Source organism: Rothia sp. LK2492 (genome assembly GCF_040946345.1).
In the GTDB taxonomy this organism is placed as follows: Bacteria; Actinomycetota; Actinomycetes; order Actinomycetales; family Micrococcaceae; genus Rothia; species Rothia endophytica.
On record NZ_JAYWLX010000006.1, the window covers coordinates 1 to 18,082 of the forward strand.

Below are 18,082 nucleotides of genomic sequence, written 5' to 3' on the forward strand. Positions count from 1 at the left end.
CCCCCCCCCCCCCCCCCCCCCCCCCCCCCCCCCCCCCCCCGCCGCTGTTGTACCACCTACTCGGCAGGAGACCTGTGAACGCTACAACGTTCGATGACCAAGCAAACCTTGGCATCCCCCAAAGAACCCCGGGCAGAACCCGTCTGGGGGTGATGGGTGGAACCTTTGACCCCATCCACCACGGGCACCTGGTTGCTGCCAGTGAGGTGGCTGCCTACCTTGATTTGGATGAGGTTGTTTTTGTCCCCACTGGGCAGCCCTGGCAGAAGGCCGATAAAGAGGTAACAGACCCCGAGCATCGCTACCTCATGACGGTTATTGCTACCGCTTCCAACCCCCGCTTCACTGTGAGCCGCGTGGATATTGACCGTGAAGGGCCCACCTACACCATCGACACGCTCACCGACTTGCACGAGCTACGCCCCAACGCAGATCTCTTCTTCATCACCGGTGCTGACGCTCTAGGGCAGATGATGACCTGGAAGGATGCCGAGAAAATGTGGGACCTTGCCTACTTCATCGGTGTGACCCGCCCCGGGCATGAACTGACTATCCCCGAGCCTGCTGAAGGACGCGTCGCCCTCCTAGAAATCCCCGCTATGGCAATTTCATCAACGGGTATTAGAGACCGTGCCCGCGATAAAATGCCGGTCTGGTACCTGGTGCCTGACGGTGTGGTGCAATATATCAACAAGTACGAGCTATACAGCGCTGACGATGCGGCCGCCGGGGCAGGTAGCTACAACGAAGGTCTGCCACCAGCAGCTTAAAACCTGCCACAACTTCGGTGCACAGCGTTCCTGGCTAGAGCGTTTCTGGCTGTCTTGCTACCATGAAGATAAGTGTTAGTTACGCTCTCGACCACTGAGGACCCCCTTGAGTAAATCACCTGCTGAATCAGCAGAAGGACCAGCTGCTAAAAACAGCACCACCTACCTCACCGAGCCTTTGATCACGGAGGACGGGCTTACCATACCCCCTCCAGCCAGGCCCATGGGCCCGCGTCGTTTGGCTCGTTACTATGAGGAGGTGGCTGATTACCTGCGCGCCGTAGAACGCGGGGATCACCCCTTACCCGCTGCACCTATGTTCATGAGTGGGCAGGCACTAACCCCTCCGTCTCACAGCGCCGGTTCCCTCGATCAGCTAGCAAGCCTGGGTTCTATTGACCAAGAGGTCACCTCAGATGAACCCGAGCTGGATTTTGACCAGACTCAAGCAACCGTGCTGGAAGACCCCCTAACCCAGATTGGGCAGCAGATATACGCAGGTGATGAGCCGGTTGAAACAATGGGTGCCTATACTTCTGCTGACTACGCCTCACCCACTGGCGACTTCTTGGGGGATGCGGCATTTGTTCCCGATGAGCTGCCGGGGGAGGGCACGGCAGAGATTCAATCTGAGCTTCCTCATGAAACCCCAGCTGATACTCAGGTGGAGTTACCAGAGCTTAGTCTCCCAGCGTCCGTTCGCGCTGTGGACGCTCAGGGCCTCGATTTAACGGAGCTGGACGAGACACTGCCCGCCGGGCTTTCAGGTGATGTGACTGAACCGGCTACCGTCAACAGTTCCGAACAGGTTGACCGTGCGGTAGACTCTGAGAGTTCTGATGAAACCGAAGAAACCCTCATGGGCGATCATTCATCAGAGGTAATGACTGAAGAAAGCGGTGAAGAATTCACCGCGCAACCTACCGACCGTGAGGTGGAGGTTGCTAATCAAGAAGAAACCATCGATACGACTGACGATCCAAGTCAGTCCACCGATACTGAGGTTGCCTCAGAGCAAGCTGATCAACCAGCCGCTCAGAGCGGGGCGATGGCGTCAATTATTGGCATTGTGGTGCTTGTGGCGCTATTGCTGATTGTATGGTTCTTCTTTTTTCAATAAGTTTTAGATAGACCCCAAAAATTTTGGGGTGCTACGTGCTCGGAAAGGGCGAAATGACTGCTGCTGCAGAGTCTATTGAAGCGCTAAAGGTCGCCGCACGCGCTGCGGACGATATGCAGGGAACCAACCTGCTAGCTGTTGATGCTTCTGACATCATGGGTTTGATTGACGGGTTCCTCGTTGTCTCAGCCCACAACGAACGACTGGTCAACGCGATTGTTGATGAGGTTGAAGATAAGCTCCGCGAAGAGTTGGGCATCAAGCCCCTGCGCCGCGAAGGTCGCGCTGAGGGCCGCTGGGTTCTGCTGGACTTCGGTGACATCGTGGTGCACGTTCAGCACGAAGAGGACCGTGCTTTCTACGCACTGGACCGCCTGTGGGGCGAAGCTCCCCGCATTGAGCTGGGCTTGGACTCAGAGGTTGGTGCAGTGGATGTTGCTGGCGCTGAAGCTGACTACCAGACCATCACTCCCGCAGAGGATTTGATGAACCAGCGCGAGGACGACTAGTACCTCTGCCAGGGTTTACCCCAAGGCTTTTACCACCGGACGCCGCGCACCTCAATCGGTGCGCGGCGCCCGGCTTTCTGCAGATCAAAATGGGGGGGCAGAAAAAAGTAGAAGAATTTTGAAAAATAGGGTCCCCCGATTTGCGCGCCGTTCAAACATCTGGGTACACTAGATGAGTCGCCACGGCGGCAAACAAAAGAATATGGGGATATGGCGCAGCTGGTAGCGCACTTGCATGGCATGCAAGGGGTCAGGGGTTCGAGTCCCCTTATCTCCACAGAGCAAATGCCCTCACACTAAGTGTGAGGGCGTTTTTTGTTTAAGCTGAGTTTCTTATGGCTTAGGCGCCTAAGCTTTAGCTGCGTAGATTCTGAAGCGGCGCTGGGTGACGGTGATGGGCGCTGAGTCCCAATGTAGTAGCGTATCTGCATGCGCACCAACTGATACTGCAGAGCTGCCTGACCCTGCTGCCCTCAGCGTTCATTGATCACGCTGTGCTACGCTGTCCAGACGCGGAAATACATCTATCTACTCGGGAATGCCTCGTAAGCGTACTGGGTGCCCGAGAAGCGGAGGCAACGATGAAGATTCTGATACCAGGTGCCACCGGCATGGTCGGAAAACAAGCGGTAGAACAGGCGCTGGCGCGTGGGCATAAGGTCGTCGCCATCGCACGAAATCCCGAGAAACTCACCATCGAGCAGCCGTTGCTCACAAAAATTCAGGGCGATATTCTCGATGCAGCGTCCATCGAGCAGATGTTTGCCGGAGTGGACGCGGTAGTTAGCACGGTGGGGATTGGTGTGTCGAAACAGCCCACGACACTGTATTCCGAGGGCACCAGGAATCTTCTTGCTGGGATGGATAAGCAGGGTGTTCGCCGGATTGTGGTGATCTCGTCAGAGGTGGCCGAGCACTGGGCGCATCAGAATCTGTTCAAGCTGTGGGTGGTTCTGCCGCTGCTGCAGAAGTTCATCGGAGCGACCTATGATGATATGCGGCGCATGGACATCGTTCTCTGGGAAAGTCGTGCACAGTGGACGGCGATCCGATCCCCTCGCATCCGACCTGCGGCAGCGAAAGGTAGTTACCGTTTAGACCCCGAAAGGCCGATTCCTCGGGGCTGGTCGATTACTGCCGCCGACATGGCCACAGCTTTGTTGGATATAGCCGAGCGAGATGACCTCGGTCGCAAGCATGTCTACGTCGCGAACTAGCGATACAGTGCCATCATCGTCGTGAAAGCACACCCCATGACAGCTGCGTAACGCCCGGTTCGGCCGCGCCACAAGCAGCGCAGCTCAAATACCTCGCTTTTGCTCATGTTACTACTGTCGGCTGGTTGGCTTTAGCGGCGAACCGGAATGCGCTGCTGAGCCGCTGAGTTTTCGCGATATGGGCAGGGGCAGTTTCTCGCAGCATTCGTAGTCTTAAGAAGGTGGAGATAGTCCCTCACGAGAGGGAAGCGCGTGTAGCATGAGTGCGAATCAATCCGATCAGCAGACTGGTACCCCAGATTAAAAACAGTGGATCCCAGATCCAGGCGTGGCCAATCATGGCGGGTCGGTCGAAACCACCGGCAGGGTTAATCAGTCCGAAGAGTACCATGTTGCAAATGATCGTGTTTAGGCCACCCCATCCAATCAGTACGACGGATCCCAGCCAGACGCCGAAGCGTGTCAGTCGTGCCCAATGCCATCCGTGGGTTGAGAGCCAGGCGGGGCCGAAGGCTCCAACGGCCTTGACCAGGGCGACTGGCCACAGAATCCATAGCATTGACTCGAACTTGGCGATGAAGTCGGCCCCCATCGTCCATAGCAGAGCTTGCCCTCCAAGAGCCCAGTACAGCGTGATTCCAACATGCAGTCCACCTGCGAAGGCAGCTGCCCAGAACCAGCGACTGCGTTCTCGGTAAGAAGCACCACCTCTGTTTGCGCTGTGAATCATGATTACAGTGTAAACACATGCAGGTGTCGATGGACAAGGGCGAGGTAGGGGAGAGGCTCGTGAAACCGGCACACAGCTGGCCAACAAACCAACGGTGTGTGACTTGCCGGTATTTCTTGCTGGATGGACATTACCCGCGGCCACTGACACTATGTCGCGCCAATGTTCGGTACTAGTTTCGAGAGAGTTCTGAGGACTTGAGCAGACAACATAGCCACCCGTGGAAAGAACAACGGAATGTCTAGGCCCGGCAGCTAAAGATGAATGAAACATGCGGGCGTTAGAAGCCTTGTGGATTTGGCGGTCAAACATAGTACGCTTACACCGCCCATCCCCTTAACATGGCATCAAGTGCAATGATGATTCGTTCGAAGGTCAGGTCTATGGGCCTCTCCAGCTTGAACCCTTCACTCAGCTCCAGTGTGATGAAGCCATGGAGCGTAGAACGGATGAGTCGAATAGCATCAATAAGATCATTGCCTTCTAGCTGATAAGAACGCAGTGTTGACGCGAAGACCGAAATCAGCTCATGTGCAGCTTCTTGGCCTTCGGTGTCGTTGGGGTCTGGCGCGATTTGCAAGGCGGCATACTGGGCGGGATGCATGGCCGCCCAATCTCGCAGAGCCTGCGCAAGCGCCGAGAGGGCCTGATGCCCAGATAATCCAGCACAAGCGGAAGATAGTACAACTGCCACATTACGAGCCGAGTTGTGACTGATGGCCCGTCGTAGATCATCAAGGTCAGAGACATGTCGGTAAACCCCGGGAGGAGCTATCCCAAGGGCACGCCCCAGCCTGGTAAAGGTCAGCTGTTCGAAACCAATTTCGTCAGCTAATTCTGCGGCTCGTTTCACTACCGCAGTACGGTTTAAGCGCTGGTTCATCTCTTATATCTGCTTGTTTTCGTCTCGACGGAGGAAGGGCAATAGGTGGGTAAACACAGCTTTTGTCTGTTCTCCCATGGGGTAGTGGCCGGCGCCGAGCATCATCCGGTATTCACCATATAAGGTTTCGGCTGCCCATTTGGCTTCTGATTCGGGGTCTTTGAAGTCGCGGTCAACCTCACCCATGATAACTAGTGTAGGTGCTGAAACCTTGGGCAATGAGGCTTCTGCATGGGAATGCGATGTCTGAGAGGTTTTCTGAAAGGCTTTCCACCGCCCAGGGCGTCGTAGCAGCTCAAGGGTTGAACGAGTATGTTCATCATGATCAGGCGGCACCGTTTGCCCGAAGAGTGAGCGATAATAGCTGCGCCAGACCCAGGGACCCCATGGTTTTGATAGTGCCGCCCTCATCAGCAGCTGTACTAGTTGAGAGCTGTGGTCACGAAGAAACGGGCCAATCAGCACCAGCCTATTTACTATTTCTGGGCGCTGCGCTGCGACAAGAACCGCTGCGGCTGCACCCATTGAATTTCCAATGATCGTTGCGGGTGCTCCTTCTAATGCGTCTATGAGTTCGATGATGTCGCTGGCTGCAGCCGAATCGTCATAGGTTGAAAATTCAGTTGAGCTGTCACCATGCCCTCGTAAATCCATCACCGCTACTCGGTACCCCGCATTGACTAGCAGGGGAGTGAGGTGCCGGAACGACGCTTTAGACTCACCCATACCTGGCACGCACACCACTAAAGGGCCGGAGCCTGTGACATCCACGGCAATTGAGCCGCTATTTCGATCAATCATCATGTTATGGAGCATAACATTAAGTTACTGACGATAACACTAATTTTTTTCACGAATCATCACCGATGACATGATGAGCAACCCTGGATGCTGCCCGTGAAGGGCATCACAATGAAATCAGATTCCGCCATCGAATTGTGAAGGATGATGCCTACCTGCTGCTCGTCAATTTATTGCTAGCGAATTTATGGGGCTATGTAGTTTAATCCGGCTCTAATCACCCTTGAGGCGTTTCTTGATTCTAACTAGACCAGCCAAAATGGGCAGACCAATTCGGCACACTACTTTTCCAATCGGGTCAGCGCTAGCCTTAATCCATCGAACAGGTTGCAGTGAATCTTGAACAGCCTGCGGTGCATAACTACGCATTTCGCTCATGTGCGTTTGCATCGACGCCTCAAGTGTAGCCTGCCCCCGTTCAACCTGAGCCAACAATGTAGTGAGGACTGCGGCATCTTGGATTGCTGTTGCTGCACCGCGTCCGCCCGTGGGCGGCATGGCATGGGCCGCATCTCCAATCGCCGTTACAGGCCCAGGCTTCCAGCTAGCGATGTTAGTTGGGTCTGTAGCCAGGAACTGGAATCCGGCAACAGAGGGGTGCAATAGAAGTATCAACTATTGAGCTTAGATCAGTGGACCAACCCCGTTTTTTGAGCAAACCCACTACCAAGCCCTTTAGCTCTTCACCGTCTAGTCTGTCGAGCCGCACCGGTAACTGCTCTGCTACGGTTATTACTCCCCAAATCACCACTGGTGCTTGGGTCACCGCCATGCTCCTGGGTCCCGTCCCCGGTGCGTGCAATGAAGCAAACATACCTACACCATCGGGTCCAATAGCCAGCATGGGGTGGGTACGTAGATGCTTGAGTGCGCTTGGGCCTAGGTCAGAGGCCTGAGTGCGACCAGCTACGCCAACTAGTCCTGTCTCTTTTGCTTTTGCTGCGCCTTCTAACTGATGGAGTAGTGATGAGCGGGCGCCGTCCGCAAGAACTAGAAAGTCACCTGCTACCTTTTCGCCAGTAGATAGGGTCACCTCGACACCTTCACTGGTTTCGCGGAAGGCCGTGCATCTGCTACCAGTTCTGAGGCGAGACCTCAGATCTACTGCCAATATTTGTCGTAGGGTGATGCGGTCAATATCTAATGATTCACCTGGTTGGTCATCAGTTCCCGCGGCAAGGAAACGAGCCCTGTAATCCCGGACTGCGATTTCAAACCCATCCGTTTGGACCGCAGAGGCGCACACTGTCTCCCAAAGCTCAGTAGAGAGCACCTGCCTCAACGATTCACAGGCGACCGACCCGAGGTGGAGCTTGTAACCACCAGTGTTAGTAAGGTCGTCATCCCGCTCGAAAACCAGAGCCTCAACACCGTGTGTTTTAAGACCCTGAGCCAACGCTAATCCGCCAATTCCTCCACCGACAATTAGTACCCGCATGCCCTCACTCTATCGTGAGGGAAAAACTTAGGATAGAGCCGCCTCTGCACAGCTCAAACATTCCCTGAGCCTGAGGGGAAAATACGCGGAGCTCTTGGTTTTTGAAGCGCCCAGCAGTACCAGGCGAAGAGACCAGTTACAACACCGACACCGATGTCGAACCATGAGGTCCCTGCACCAAGCATTGCCCAGCGATTGAGGAAGGTAAAGGTCGTGATGAGGAGTAGCACCTGGGCTAGTGCTGCTGTGATGGCGGCAGCGAACGCCCAACGGGAGCGCACTATAAGCATGATGGGAGCCGTTAGCCCACAAATGATGTTGATGGTCCACATGATGCGGAAACCAGCCGGATAATCAGCAAAGTAGACGACACCAGACGCCCCAAACTGTTCTCGAATATAGCCGGTGTTATCTGCCAAGATCAGCAGGTAATCGCGTGCCCCACCGACATAGAGAACAAATACAAACAAGGCGACCACCCAAAGATGCCAAGGTCGGCTGGAGAACCTTGCCCTACCTGATGAACTCATGACTGGCCTCCTGGGGTTTTCGCTTCTGACTTCATCATATGTCGGGCGCCTTTCCTCGAGTAGTATCTGATGACAAGCACGCAACGATGCGTTTGGAACCAGTTCGGACGGGGTTCACTTATGCGAATCAAAATTATCGGCGCCGGTATCGGCGGCCTAGTGTCAGCAGCAGCTCTCAAGGCGGACGGTCACGAGGTAACCGTCTACGAGCGTCGTCCAGACGCCGGTGCTACTGGTGCGGGCCTTACCCTGTTCAATAATGCTTTCTCTGCACTTGATGCGCTCAACCTCGGTGATACCGTGCGGGAGGTGAGTAGCTCGGCTATTGGCAGAGTTCGTTCGGGTCAGCGCCAGCCCTCTGGCAGATGGCTAGTGTCCTTGCCGCCGTCCTCTACCCCCAGCGTGTGGAGCCTGCACCGCGCCGACCTGCACCAAGTACTGGCAGGGCAGCTCCAACCGGGAACACTCAAATTCTCCCAGGAGGTGTACGTGTCAGCTGACGGGGCGCCGGTACTGACCGTGAACGGACAGCCGGAGGAATGCGATCTGATTATTGCCGCTGATGGTATCTGCAGCGAAGCCCGGCAGCAGTGGGGGCTCGACCACGGGCTTCGGTATGCTGGCTATACAGCCTGGCGTGGCATCACGGCCTCCGACGCTCATTTTGCGAACGATGCAGGTGAGACGTGGGGCAGGGGTCTACGGTTCGGGATTGTTCCCCTCCCCGATAATAGAATCTATTGGTTTGCCACATCCCAGACGCCTCAGGGAGGCACTGATGCTGATGCCTCCCAAACTGTTCACCGACTGTTTGGATCTTGGCATCGCCCAATCCCAGAGATTATCGCTGCAACAGAACCAGAGACAATCCTCCGGCATGACATCTTTGACCTTGCAGACTTACCGTCAACATTCGTTCACCGTCGCGGTGTACTGCTTGGGGACGCCGCTCATGCTATCACACCCGACATCGGCCAGGGCGCAGGTCAAGCCATTGAGGACGCTGCTACTCTCACCCTGCTACTCCGTGGGGCTACGATACACAATCTTGATCAGGTTCTTGAACGGTACGATAACTTGCGCAGACCGCGCACCCGTGCTTTTTGGCGTCTGGCTCGGACGACCGGACGCATCGCCCAGCTGAGTAACCCTGGTGTAGCGCTCCTTCGAGATACGGGCCTGCGTGCTCTTCCTGCTTCTGTTTTAGCCCGCTCTATGGCTCGGGTTCACCGCTGGGAGGCTCCGACCTCCACAACCTAGGCCACGCGATACGGGCAGGAGCAACAAGTAAAGCACCTCATTGCTTGTGAGGGTGTATGAGATAGTTGAGGGGAGTCCCGATGCTCAAGCAGACACCTTAATTTATGACGGAGGGCAGCATGCCTGCGTTAGCGTTTCCCCACCCGACCGAAACTCTTAAAGGCAAGCACGTAATTCTTGAACCCCTTTCCCTTGATGGGTTGTATGAGGTTGCCCCTAAGCTGTGCGTACCGGAAGTTTTTGCCGGTGGGCATGCCGGGGGTATCGCTGCCCTGCCGGCCTCACCTGAAGAATACGTAAAGTTCTTTGTTGATTACTGCCCCTGGCTGAAAGGTGGGCGGAGCTACCTGATCCGGTATAAGGGGGAGCTGGTCGGCACCACGTCCTTCTATAAGCTCAACCCAGCCACCGAGAGTCTTGCCATCGGTTATACAGCCTATGCGCCGGATGTCTGGGGCAGCGTGGTCAACCCTGACGCTAAACACACCCTGCTCTCCTGGGCTTTTGAGCACGGGTTTTCCAGGGTGGAATTTGAGGTGGCGGGAACAAACTCCCGGTCAGCGGCAGCCGTCAGTAAGTTGGGCGCAACCCTTGAAGGGGAGCTGCGCCGCAGCAGAAGGATGGCGGATGGCAGCTGGAATAGCACCCTCATCTTCAGCATCCTGAGCGATGAATGGCCCCAGGTGAAAGCAGGATTGCTCAGCCGCCTTGGTGCCTGAGACCTTTTCAGTCCCTTTGATGGTCGTCAGTTATTCAATCCATTGGCCGGGTTTCAAGGGCTTTAGTTCCTAAACCGCGAAGAGAAGTATCTAGCCAGCGGTTATCAGCGCGCACCGAAACAACACATCGCTGGGCAGCGGGCGTTGGAATTTTATCGAAGGTAAGTTCATCATGCCGTGAGGCGAATTTTTGCCCCATATGCTGATCTGCTTTAGCCTCACAGTCTAAGGGTTCTGCTGAATCAGCTGGCACTCGTGCAACCACTTCGCCGGTATGGTTTTCCCCGCAGGAGACAAACTGATTGCTTTGTTGATCGAAACATTCCCTCAAGGTGACCCCTGATGATAGAAATAGTGCATCCTTGAAGGACGCAGATACCTGTTCGTTCTCTACCTGAAGGATGCAACTGTCATTCGACTCGGTTACCTTCAGCGATGTACTCACAACATCAAGGTCTGGGTCGCCTCCTAGGTAATGGATTGCAGCGTCAAGAGTGCAGTTATCTGACGGGCAAATTACCTCAGCCTCATGCAGAGTGTCACAAGAAACTACCTGTCCCTCGGCTCCTAAGCAGGTTCCAACGTTTAGTAACTCTTGTGATTCTTCCGAATTAGCACGCGCTGTAGGGCTTTGGGGAGAAGCTATGTGGGGCTGAGGACCCATTGCAGGGTCTGTTTTTTGCCACCCATTAACGCCAAAAACAACACTAGCAATGAGAGCAAGAACCGTACCGGCTGAACCGATAACTGTCGCAATTCCAACGATTACAGTGAGGGGTTTTTCGGCATACGCATTTCCTATTATTTGCCTTAAGCTAGTTTTCTCCTGATTTCTGTTGCTAGGGTTCTCAGTGGAGTCCTCGGAGCGAACTTCCGATGAATCTGGGCCTGCACCGCCGTCTTTAGCGGTCACTGTAGTTCAATATCCCACACCACGGCTGTGGTCTTACCTAGCCGGTTGCAGTCAGTCACATCTTCATCCAGTAAAAACTCAAGTTCAAGAGCATTGACATCCGAGACATCCAGGGTGAACTCTTGGATCTTGTTGAAGGGTATGCGCTGGATATCGATTTGATTTCCGTTGCCTACTGCTCGCACAACTAGAGTCTGCTTACTGGACTCAGATTGATCAGCTTGTCCAGCTTTGAAAGAGAGCTGATCGAAGCTATTTGCCAGACGAAGCTCAAGCTTTTCAGGCGAGTTATAAGTAATTCCGCACTGGTCGATTTCACCAGCGATGCCGGAAACATCGGTTTCCCCAGCAACGCTGTACCGGTTTTCTGCCCAGGTATTTGTAGGGCTGAAGAATTCTGAAAGAGTCAAATTTTTACCCTTTTGATCAGGCCGTAGCACCGTTCCATCTGTGGAAGATGCAGAAGACCCTGCTAGCGGCGTATCGTTATTTGACTCAGTGGGCGAAGCTGATAACGAGCTTGTGGATGTTTGGGGTTCGGCAGATTCGCTCGGGGAGGTTGATGGTGATGCAGATGTTGCAACTTCGCTCGCGGTTGGCGCTGTTTCCTCGTTAGCTTCAGGTGAGGAGCCGCAGGCTGGGAAGACCAAAATCCCGGCAGCTAGTAATACACTTACTCCTGTTGTGCGTCCCAGAAATAGTTTTTTCACCGTGGCCTCCTGGCTTATTAGAAAACCATTTTTATCAAAAAATCAGGTCAGTGATTTGAGTTATACCTAACCTAACATGGGAAAACTCTGTAATCTATCATTTTAGAAAGCGGTGAAGGAAGTTCGCCTGCAAACAAAGGTGGCAGGTTAACTCATCTGTTCCAAAATTACAGTTATAAACCTGCTGTAACATGAAATCGTATCTTATGCAGTGAATAGGAGAGGTACGTGGAATCCATCTGGAATTTAGTGCAGCATGAACGTGCAGAACTTGTCCGTTGCCTGCGGGGCTTGTCGGCCAGTGACTGGTCGGTGCAGTCGCAATGCCCCGGGTGGAGCGTCCACGACGTGGCCGCCCATCTACTGAACTCAGCTAATACCACCCCTACGTCTTTCGCGATTGATATTTTCCGTGCCCGGTTTAATATTGACCGCCAGAATCAGGATGGGGTTGACCGTTACCGCAACGCTTCTTCTGAGGAGTTGTTGGAGCAGTTGCAGCAGGCGGTGGATCGTAGGACTGGCCCGCCGCGGTTTCTTGCGCCCATTGCGAGCCGCCTGGTGGAAGAAATTGCTCACGGCGAGGATATTCGGCGTCCACTGGGCATCAACCACAGCTATGAGCCGGAAGCTCTCAAAGCTGCCATTGTTTATCAGGCAGCCACGAGAAAAGGATTCGGCGGCGCTAAGGAAGACCTGGTTGATGTGCGCCTGGTTGCAGAAGACCTTGACTGGACGCATGGGTCTGGTACACACGAGGTTAGGGGCCCAGCACTTGAAATTCTGATGGCAGTTACGGGCAGAACTGCCCGCCCTGGTACCTTATCTGGATCAGGGGTCAGCTTCCTGAAGTAGGTGGCTTAGCCGCAGACCTCTATTTCTTCTCAACACCGGCCTGTACCAAAGCCTTGAAGTAGTCGCTGAGTGCATGCTGACCATAGAGCTTACCTACCGAGTTCTGCGTGAGTCCGTCAGCGAAGAACTGGGCAAGGTTTCGGGAGCGGCTATCCAGGTGGCTAGCTAGCCGCAATGTGCCCCGGGTAAGACTCAGTGGCATAGTCACAGTTCGCTCTTTCTTGCCTAGAGCTTCAAAGGCCAGCCGGGTGACATCCCGGTAGGTTAGCACTTCAGGCCCGCCGATATACCACGCCCCGCTAGCGCCAAGCATCTTCTCAAGGAAGGCCGCCGCCACATCAGCACCATGAATCGGTGAAAGCTGAACATCGGGCTGCGGCGGAAGCATTACCACCCCTGTGCGAGCCATAGAGAGAAAGGTGCTGAGGTCAGAAAAGTAGCCAGAAGGATTAATGACCTGATGTTTAAGACGCGAGCGGGTCAGCGCAGTAGTAAAAGCAGCTTTTGATCGCAGAATCATTGATTGGCCGGACCAAACATTCATAACGTTGACATAGCAAAAAGACTGCGCACCGTGCCGCTCAGCGTCCTCAAGGAGACGAAGATTGCCCAGAAAATCGACGTCCCACGGGTCGGCCTTCTGCCGTGTCACCCCTAGAGCAGAGACCACACGGTCAACCCCCTCACAGAGACCTTCAGCCTGGCCATCTGCAGTGATATCCCTGACGACCCACTCATCGACCAGGCCGCTCAGCGCCGGGGCACCGTAAGCCCCTGGTGCCTCAGCTACCTGCTGGGAACGAACCAGGGCCCTTACCTGGTACCCTGCACCATGAAGGGCTTGAACCAGATACCTCCCCACATAGCCTGTAGCTCCTGCTACTAAAACCTTTTCAGACATAAGATGCTCCTTATAGTTCTCCACCGTAATAAGTAGAGTAGATAGATGCCTACCCTATGGGAGGAAAAGAACTAGGCCATTACAGCGAACCGTGCTCAACAAGGCGGGCAATGGCCAGGGCACTTTCGCGGGCGCCGTCCTCACCCTCGTGCTCTTGCGCAACCCGGCGCGCTGTAGCCGCCACATCTGGGTCAGTCAGGATGTGCCGTAAAGCCCGGTGAAAGGGCAAAGCCCGGCCACGGAAGTCGCCGGAGGTCAGGCTTACCGCGTTGCCGCGGCGAGCCCACACCTCTACGTTCCACCGTTGTTCAGCGCTCAGCCCCACCCCAATAAAGGGAACCCCGGTGGCGCAGGCCGTCTGCACCGTTCCCTGTCCGCCGTGAAGCACCGCAGCGTCAATGACTCCACCCAGGAGGTGCGCGGGCAAGAGGTCAGTCACATGAATATTCTGCGGTAACCGCGCAATCTGCTGCTCGGTGAGGTACTGCTTAACCGGGGCTATCACTTTGACCGGTGCGTCCCCTAAAGCCCTCAACGCGCGCTTGGTCAAGGCAGGTGTGCCAGAAGACCCGAAGGCACAGTAGACGAGCGGAGTATCTAGCGCGGCAAGCTCCAAAACCTGGTCAGGTAATCGGGACTCAAGGTGAGCAAAGATCGGCCCAACCCGCACCGTCCCTGGTGGGAGCGCAACCCCTTTGAGTTCCTCCGGCAGGCAGGTAAGAAGCGTGAAATCGGCATGAACAATATCGAGCAAGCCCTGTAGCGTCACCCCATTCTCCTGGGCAACAGATCTAAACGAGACCGGTATCAACCTCTGCGATTGCATTGCCTTCAAGACCGGGCCACGGAGCATGCGGTTGAGAAGCTGCCCAACACCCCGGTTCGATACAAAAGGCAGAGGCTGCTGCGATGCCAAGTGCGCCTGGCTAAACACATAGGGCACAGGGTAGACCAGCGGAACCTGCTCAGCCCGGGTTGAAATAGGGGAGGTTGGGTTGGTCCCGTGCACAACAGCTACAGCTCCGAGGCCTCTAATGGCGTCGCGTTCCTTGGCTACGCGCTCGCGGAGCACCTCTTCGGTAAAGGGGTGCGAGAGTGAGCGGCCCTGGTCAAAGGCAATGGCTTTACTAGCTTGCTCTGCGGTAAAAGGTCTTGCGCCAGGCAGACGCCTAAAACCGGCTTCGTCAACCAGGTGGTCATACCCTGAATCATGCACCTGAAAGACCGGGGTCATTCCTAATTGTGCTACTGCCCGGGCGACCTCAATCATTCGGGTTACCTCTGCAAGGTTAAAACCTAGAGGAGCAAAAAGGATCGTAGGGGGCTGTGACCGGGGCTTGCTGGTGGGCGTCTCCATGCAGTAACACTACCAAGCACTTTTGATAACCGGCTAGGCAACAGATGAATTCTTGATAATCCGCTCAGAAGCCCTCCTGGCTTCAGCCATCAGTTCTTCCTCGGGTCGCCCATGGACATAGGCAAATGCGACAGCCTGGAGCGGGTGGGACTGACGCAGAATTTCAGCACGGCCAGCTAGCTGTGGGCTGGCAAGCTGGGGGAGAAGCTGCCAACCGTGCCAGTTAGCTAGGCTGGCAACATCATCAGCTGGGTCAGAAAGTGAAGCCAAATCCCAGTCCAGTACCGAAGTCACCTGTTCACCGGCGAACAGCATATTAGAGCCGGCCAAATCGCCGTGAGTGAAGCCTAAATCAGCTGATGTGAGTTTTGATTCTTGGCTTTTGAGCTGATGAATAATTTCCAAGGCTGGGTCTTGCGCCCCAGCGTCCAGCAAAGGAACTATCTCTTCTAGAACGTCCAACCACTGACGACCTCCACAGAAGACATGGGGCTCGGCAAGATAACTTTTGAGTCCGCTGGTTTCTACACCCTGAATTTCATCAAGTACGGTTTTCAGTGCCCTGGGGTCACCTGATCCAGGGGCGTGTGGGCTACCCGTAAGCCGGACGGTGGGAACGGCAACTATGTCACCTTCATCTAGGATGTCTGCTGCAGACCGCGGTATTTGGAAAGAGAATTCTGGCAGCTCATCAACGAGACGCTGGGTCCGTTTTAGTTCCTGGGCAGTTATCTCGTCACGAGCTATACGTATAGCCAGGTCTTGCGTCAGCACAATCACTGAACTGGTGCCGGTTTCAACGATTTCTTGAACCTTCTGCCCGGGAGCAACCGCATCAACAAGGTCTAAAATTTGGTGGCGAGCCAAGTTCTGCTGCTTAAATTGTGGCATCTAAAACCTACTCTGCCTGATGACTCCTACAGAACTTCAGTATATATAGCCTCAGTAGCTACGACCATAGGGCTAACCAGCACGATAACCCATCACACAGGTGAACAGACGCTCGGCGTCCTGGCTTGTTTTGACCGTCTCTAGTGTCCTGCCAGCACCATGATGGCTGCTACCAGGATGAAGAGGGAACCAAAGACCAGGTTGAGCGCTCGCTGCCCACGCACCGAGTGAGAGAGCCGAGTTAGCGATTTTGCCACCACCGCAAAACCGCCCCACATAATCACGATGTCAATAACAATCATGGTGGACGCCAGCAGCAGATACTGGGGTAGCTGCGGCTGATTCGGGCGAATGAACTGCGGCATGAAAGCCAGAATAAAAACAATAGCCTTAGGGTTAGACATGTTGACCCAAAAGCCGCGGTTCACCAGTGAAAGCGGCGAACCGGGATGTTTCGACGCCTTTTTACCCGCACCCTCAACCCGCGCGGGTTCGGCGTCCTGAGCTGGTTCCACTTTTGCCAGCATCATACGAATACCCAGGTAGACCAGATAAGCCGCGCCGCCGTACCGTATGACGTCAAAAAGGATGGGCGACTGAGCAACGATGACCCCCAACCCGGCAGCCACAATAGCGATTTGCGTCAGTAACGCTAGCTGTTGCCCCAGCACCGTAAAGAATGAACGCCTCCAGCCGTAGAGCAGGGAGGTCGTCATGGTATTGACCGCACCGGCGCCCGGCGTCAAACTGATGATAAGACAGGCAGCCACGAGAGAAAGCCAGAGGGTTAGGGTCATAGACAACCATCCTAGGGTTGGGGCAGCCGCAGCGGAAATATGCTGACCAGCTACTGAGAATACAGCTGGTGATTATTACTTCCCGATAGCAAGAACCCGGCGCCACATTGGGCGCCGGGTTCTGACCATTGAGGGCAATGAGACCCAGAGGCTAGTTCTTAGGGATGGGCGGGCCCAACCACAGCAGGGTCAGGTAGAGAGCCACCACAAAAGCAAGCAACAAAATAATTGCCAGTAGGGGATGACGAAGCACCCAAGCCTGAACCTTTTCTACCAGGGTGCGCGGTGCCTGCCCGCCGGGGGCAAGGCGCCACCCGCCGTTCAAAAGGCCGCGCTTTTTAAGAAAAATTTCATAGGGCACGGTTGCAAAAGGCACAATGGCTAGCAGTACGCCCATGATGCCCAGAGCAGGCTTCCATTTCTGATTAACCCAGACGAAGACCGTGACGGTGGCGTAGCTTAGAAAAATGAAGCCGTGCAGACCGCCGGCAAGAGAAACGAAATCAGCAAGACCAATCGCCCTGCTAATGATAGCGGCGATCAGACCAGCCCAGGTGACCATCTCGGCAGCTGCGAAGAAACCAAAGAGCTGGTGCGGGGTGGGTGACGATGAAGGGGACATAGTTCCGTCCGGGGTAGAAAACCGTTGCACCACCACTGTACCGGCTCACCCGCAGCACATACCAACCCCATCAGCGCTTACCTCGGTGCTCTGAGCTTAGAGCAGAGCACCACCATAGTTCTTACCCGGAAGGACACAGCGTGGTGTTCCTGCCGGAATAAAGTAGGGCCCCGACTAGTTATTCACCCTAGAAACTTTACCTAGAAAGAAAAGTGCTTCCATGAAGATTGAAATCTGGTCCGACATTGTTTGCCCCTTCTGCCTCATTGGCAAACGCCACCTCGAACTTGCCCTGGAGCAATTCGAACACCGCGATGCTGTTGAGATTATCTGGCGTTCCTTCGAACTAGACCCAACCGCGCCAGCAACAGCCGAAGGGACGCTAGCTGAAGCTATCGCCCGCAAGTACGGTATTAGCCTGGAGCAGTCAGAAGCATCCCAACGAGACATCGCCGCCCGCGCCCAAGCCGTCGGACTAACTTTCAACTGGCAAAAAGCCCAGTACGGAAACACCTTTGACGCCCACCGCATGATCCATCTTGCGGCTGCTCACGGGAAGGCCGGTGAAGCCCAGCAAGCCTTCAAGACCGCCTACTTTACCGACGGCAAATCAGTAGCTGACCCCGCCGTCATCCGCGAGATCGCCCTCGAGTTAGGGCTGCCCGCACATGAGGTAGAAGATGTTCTCACCACCGACCTCTACGCAGATGCCGTGCGCGCCGACGAAGCCCAAGCCCGTAACTACGGCATCAGCGGGGTCCCCTTCTTCCTCATTGAAGGGAAGTGGGCCATCAACGGCGCCCAGCCCATTGACTTCATTCTCAGTGGACTACGCCAGGTCTGGGAGCAACTACACCCCGCACAACCCAGGCCCACGCTACTCACCGCCCCCGGAGCAGAAGGCGGAGCAAGCTGTGGTCCCGACGGCTGCTAACCTCCTCCCGCTAACACGCCCCACCTGCACCCAACCGCCTCTAAACATAGACCCCTGAACACCAAAGAGCGGCTCACCCGCAGGCTCACCACAGCACAAAGCCCCTGCCAACCGGCAGGGGCTGT

22 protein-coding genes and 1 tRNA gene are annotated in these 18,082 nt (G+C 55.1%); 10 read left to right on the plus strand and 13 right to left on the minus strand.

Annotated elements, in window-relative coordinates:
* Positions 1-113 precede the first annotated feature (113 nt).
* The 5 genes from nadD (at position 114) to VVR27_RS07910 (ending at position 3,616) form a co-directional block, all read left to right on the plus strand.
* The gene (gene nadD / locus VVR27_RS07890) at positions 114-770 is read left to right on the plus strand and encodes a nicotinate-nucleotide adenylyltransferase (protein ID WP_368547952.1); all 657 of its coding nucleotides are present in this window, start codon (positions 114-116) and stop codon (positions 768-770) included.
* Between the two features lie 106 nt (positions 771-876).
* Entirely contained in the window at positions 877-1,890 is a 1,014-nt protein-coding gene (locus VVR27_RS07895; RefSeq protein ID WP_368547854.1) for a hypothetical protein, read from the plus strand.
* Positions 1,891-1,943: 53 nt separating this feature from the next.
* Positions 1,944-2,399, plus strand: a complete 456-nt coding sequence (gene rsfS, locus VVR27_RS07900; protein WP_368547855.1) for a ribosome silencing factor — start codon at positions 1,944-1,946, stop codon at positions 2,397-2,399.
* A gap of 204 nt (positions 2,400-2,603) precedes the next feature.
* A tRNA-Ala gene (locus VVR27_RS07905) sits at positions 2,604-2,676 on the plus strand.
* A 304-nt stretch (positions 2,677-2,980) separates the two neighbouring features.
* The gene (locus VVR27_RS07910; protein ID WP_368547856.1) at positions 2,981-3,616 is read left to right on the plus strand and encodes an NAD(P)-dependent oxidoreductase; all 636 of its coding nucleotides are present in this window, start codon (positions 2,981-2,983) and stop codon (positions 3,614-3,616) included.
* A gap of 235 nt (positions 3,617-3,851) precedes the next feature.
* On the opposite strand, the gene VVR27_RS07915 is transcribed toward VVR27_RS07910, so the two are convergent.
* The 6 genes from VVR27_RS07915 to VVR27_RS07940 all read right to left on the minus strand — a co-directional run bounded on the left by VVR27_RS07915 (position 3,852) and on the right by VVR27_RS07940 (position 7,938).
* On the minus strand, positions 3,852-4,346 hold the full coding sequence (locus VVR27_RS07915) for a DUF3995 domain-containing protein (RefSeq protein WP_368547857.1): 495 nt from the start codon (positions 4,344-4,346) through the stop codon (positions 3,852-3,854).
* A 319-nt stretch (positions 4,347-4,665) separates the two neighbouring features.
* Positions 4,666-5,229: a TetR/AcrR family transcriptional regulator gene (locus VVR27_RS07920; RefSeq protein WP_368547858.1), complete on the minus strand. Its 564-nt coding sequence runs from the start codon at positions 5,227-5,229 to the stop codon at positions 4,666-4,668.
* Between the two features lie 3 nt (positions 5,230-5,232).
* A complete protein-coding gene (locus VVR27_RS07925) occupies positions 5,233-6,033 on the minus strand; it encodes an alpha/beta fold hydrolase (protein WP_368547859.1) in 801 nt (266 codons plus the stop codon).
* 210 nt (positions 6,034-6,243) lie between these two features.
* Positions 6,244-6,645: an FAD-dependent oxidoreductase gene (locus tag VVR27_RS07930; protein WP_368547860.1), complete on the minus strand. Its 402-nt coding sequence runs from the start codon at positions 6,643-6,645 to the stop codon at positions 6,244-6,246.
* Positions 6,584-7,468 carry an FAD-dependent oxidoreductase gene (locus VVR27_RS07935; RefSeq protein WP_368547861.1) on the minus strand — a complete coding sequence of 295 codons (885 nt, stop codon included), beginning with the start codon at positions 7,466-7,468 and terminating at the stop codon, positions 6,584-6,586. The genes VVR27_RS07930 and VVR27_RS07935 overlap by 62 nt, the downstream gene beginning before the upstream one ends.
* A 53-nt stretch (positions 7,469-7,521) precedes the next feature.
* Positions 7,522-7,938 (minus strand): hypothetical protein, encoded by a 417-nt coding sequence (locus VVR27_RS07940; protein ID WP_368547862.1) that lies wholly within the window; start codon positions 7,936-7,938, stop codon positions 7,522-7,524.
* A 180-nt stretch (positions 7,939-8,118) separates the two neighbouring features.
* Here VVR27_RS07940 and VVR27_RS07945 point away from each other — a divergent pair, with 180 nt between their 5' ends.
* Both VVR27_RS07945 and VVR27_RS07950 read left to right on the plus strand, forming a co-directional pair.
* A complete protein-coding gene (locus VVR27_RS07945) occupies positions 8,119-9,258 on the plus strand; it encodes an FAD-dependent monooxygenase (protein WP_368547863.1) in 1,140 nt (379 codons plus the stop codon).
* 119 nt (positions 9,259-9,377) lie between these two features.
* Complete coding sequence (locus VVR27_RS07950) at positions 9,378-9,977, plus strand: GNAT family N-acetyltransferase (RefSeq protein WP_368547864.1); 600 nt, start codon at positions 9,378-9,380, stop codon at positions 9,975-9,977.
* A gap of 34 nt (positions 9,978-10,011) precedes the next feature.
* Here the strand turns inward: VVR27_RS07950 and VVR27_RS07955 are convergent, their stop codons facing one another.
* Together VVR27_RS07955 and VVR27_RS07960 are read right to left on the minus strand one after the other, a co-directional pair.
* On the minus strand, positions 10,012-10,422 hold the full coding sequence (locus VVR27_RS07955; protein ID WP_368547865.1) for a hypothetical protein: 411 nt from the start codon (positions 10,420-10,422) through the stop codon (positions 10,012-10,014).
* 464 nt (positions 10,423-10,886) lie between these two features.
* On the minus strand, positions 10,887-11,300 hold the full coding sequence (locus VVR27_RS07960; RefSeq protein WP_368547866.1) for a hypothetical protein: 414 nt from the start codon (positions 11,298-11,300) through the stop codon (positions 10,887-10,889).
* A 40-nt stretch (positions 11,301-11,340) separates the two neighbouring features.
* Here VVR27_RS07960 and VVR27_RS07965 point away from each other — a divergent pair, with 40 nt between their 5' ends.
* Positions 11,341-11,670 (plus strand): hypothetical protein, encoded by a 330-nt coding sequence (locus tag VVR27_RS07965; RefSeq protein WP_368547867.1) that lies wholly within the window; start codon positions 11,341-11,343, stop codon positions 11,668-11,670.
* A 158-nt stretch (positions 11,671-11,828) separates the two neighbouring features.
* Entirely contained in the window at positions 11,829-12,455 is a 627-nt protein-coding gene (locus tag VVR27_RS07970) for a maleylpyruvate isomerase family mycothiol-dependent enzyme (RefSeq protein WP_368547868.1), read from the plus strand.
* 19 nt (positions 12,456-12,474) lie between these two features.
* Here the strand turns inward: VVR27_RS07970 and VVR27_RS07975 are convergent, their stop codons facing one another.
* The 5 genes from VVR27_RS07975 to VVR27_RS07995 form a co-directional block, all read right to left on the minus strand.
* Complete coding sequence (locus VVR27_RS07975; RefSeq protein ID WP_368547869.1) at positions 12,475-13,356, minus strand: SDR family oxidoreductase; 882 nt, start codon at positions 13,354-13,356, stop codon at positions 12,475-12,477.
* Positions 13,357-13,435: 79 nt separating this feature from the next.
* A complete protein-coding gene (locus tag VVR27_RS07980; RefSeq protein ID WP_368547870.1) occupies positions 13,436-14,626 on the minus strand; it encodes a glycosyltransferase in 1,191 nt (396 codons plus the stop codon).
* 120 nt (positions 14,627-14,746) lie between these two features.
* Positions 14,747-15,604: an aminoglycoside phosphotransferase family protein gene (locus tag VVR27_RS07985; protein WP_368547871.1), complete on the minus strand. Its 858-nt coding sequence runs from the start codon at positions 15,602-15,604 to the stop codon at positions 14,747-14,749.
* Between the two features lie 140 nt (positions 15,605-15,744).
* On the minus strand, positions 15,745-16,401 hold the full coding sequence (locus tag VVR27_RS07990; RefSeq protein WP_368547872.1) for a LysE family transporter: 657 nt from the start codon (positions 16,399-16,401) through the stop codon (positions 15,745-15,747).
* A 151-nt stretch (positions 16,402-16,552) separates the two neighbouring features.
* Positions 16,553-17,023: a DUF3817 domain-containing protein gene (locus VVR27_RS07995; protein WP_368547873.1), complete on the minus strand. Its 471-nt coding sequence runs from the start codon at positions 17,021-17,023 to the stop codon at positions 16,553-16,555.
* A gap of 220 nt (positions 17,024-17,243) precedes the next feature.
* Here VVR27_RS07995 and VVR27_RS08000 point away from each other — a divergent pair, with 220 nt between their 5' ends.
* Positions 17,244-17,957 carry a DsbA family oxidoreductase gene (locus VVR27_RS08000; RefSeq protein WP_368547874.1) on the plus strand — a complete coding sequence of 238 codons (714 nt, stop codon included), beginning with the start codon at positions 17,244-17,246 and terminating at the stop codon, positions 17,955-17,957.
* The last annotated feature ends 125 nt before the right edge of the window (positions 17,958-18,082 follow it).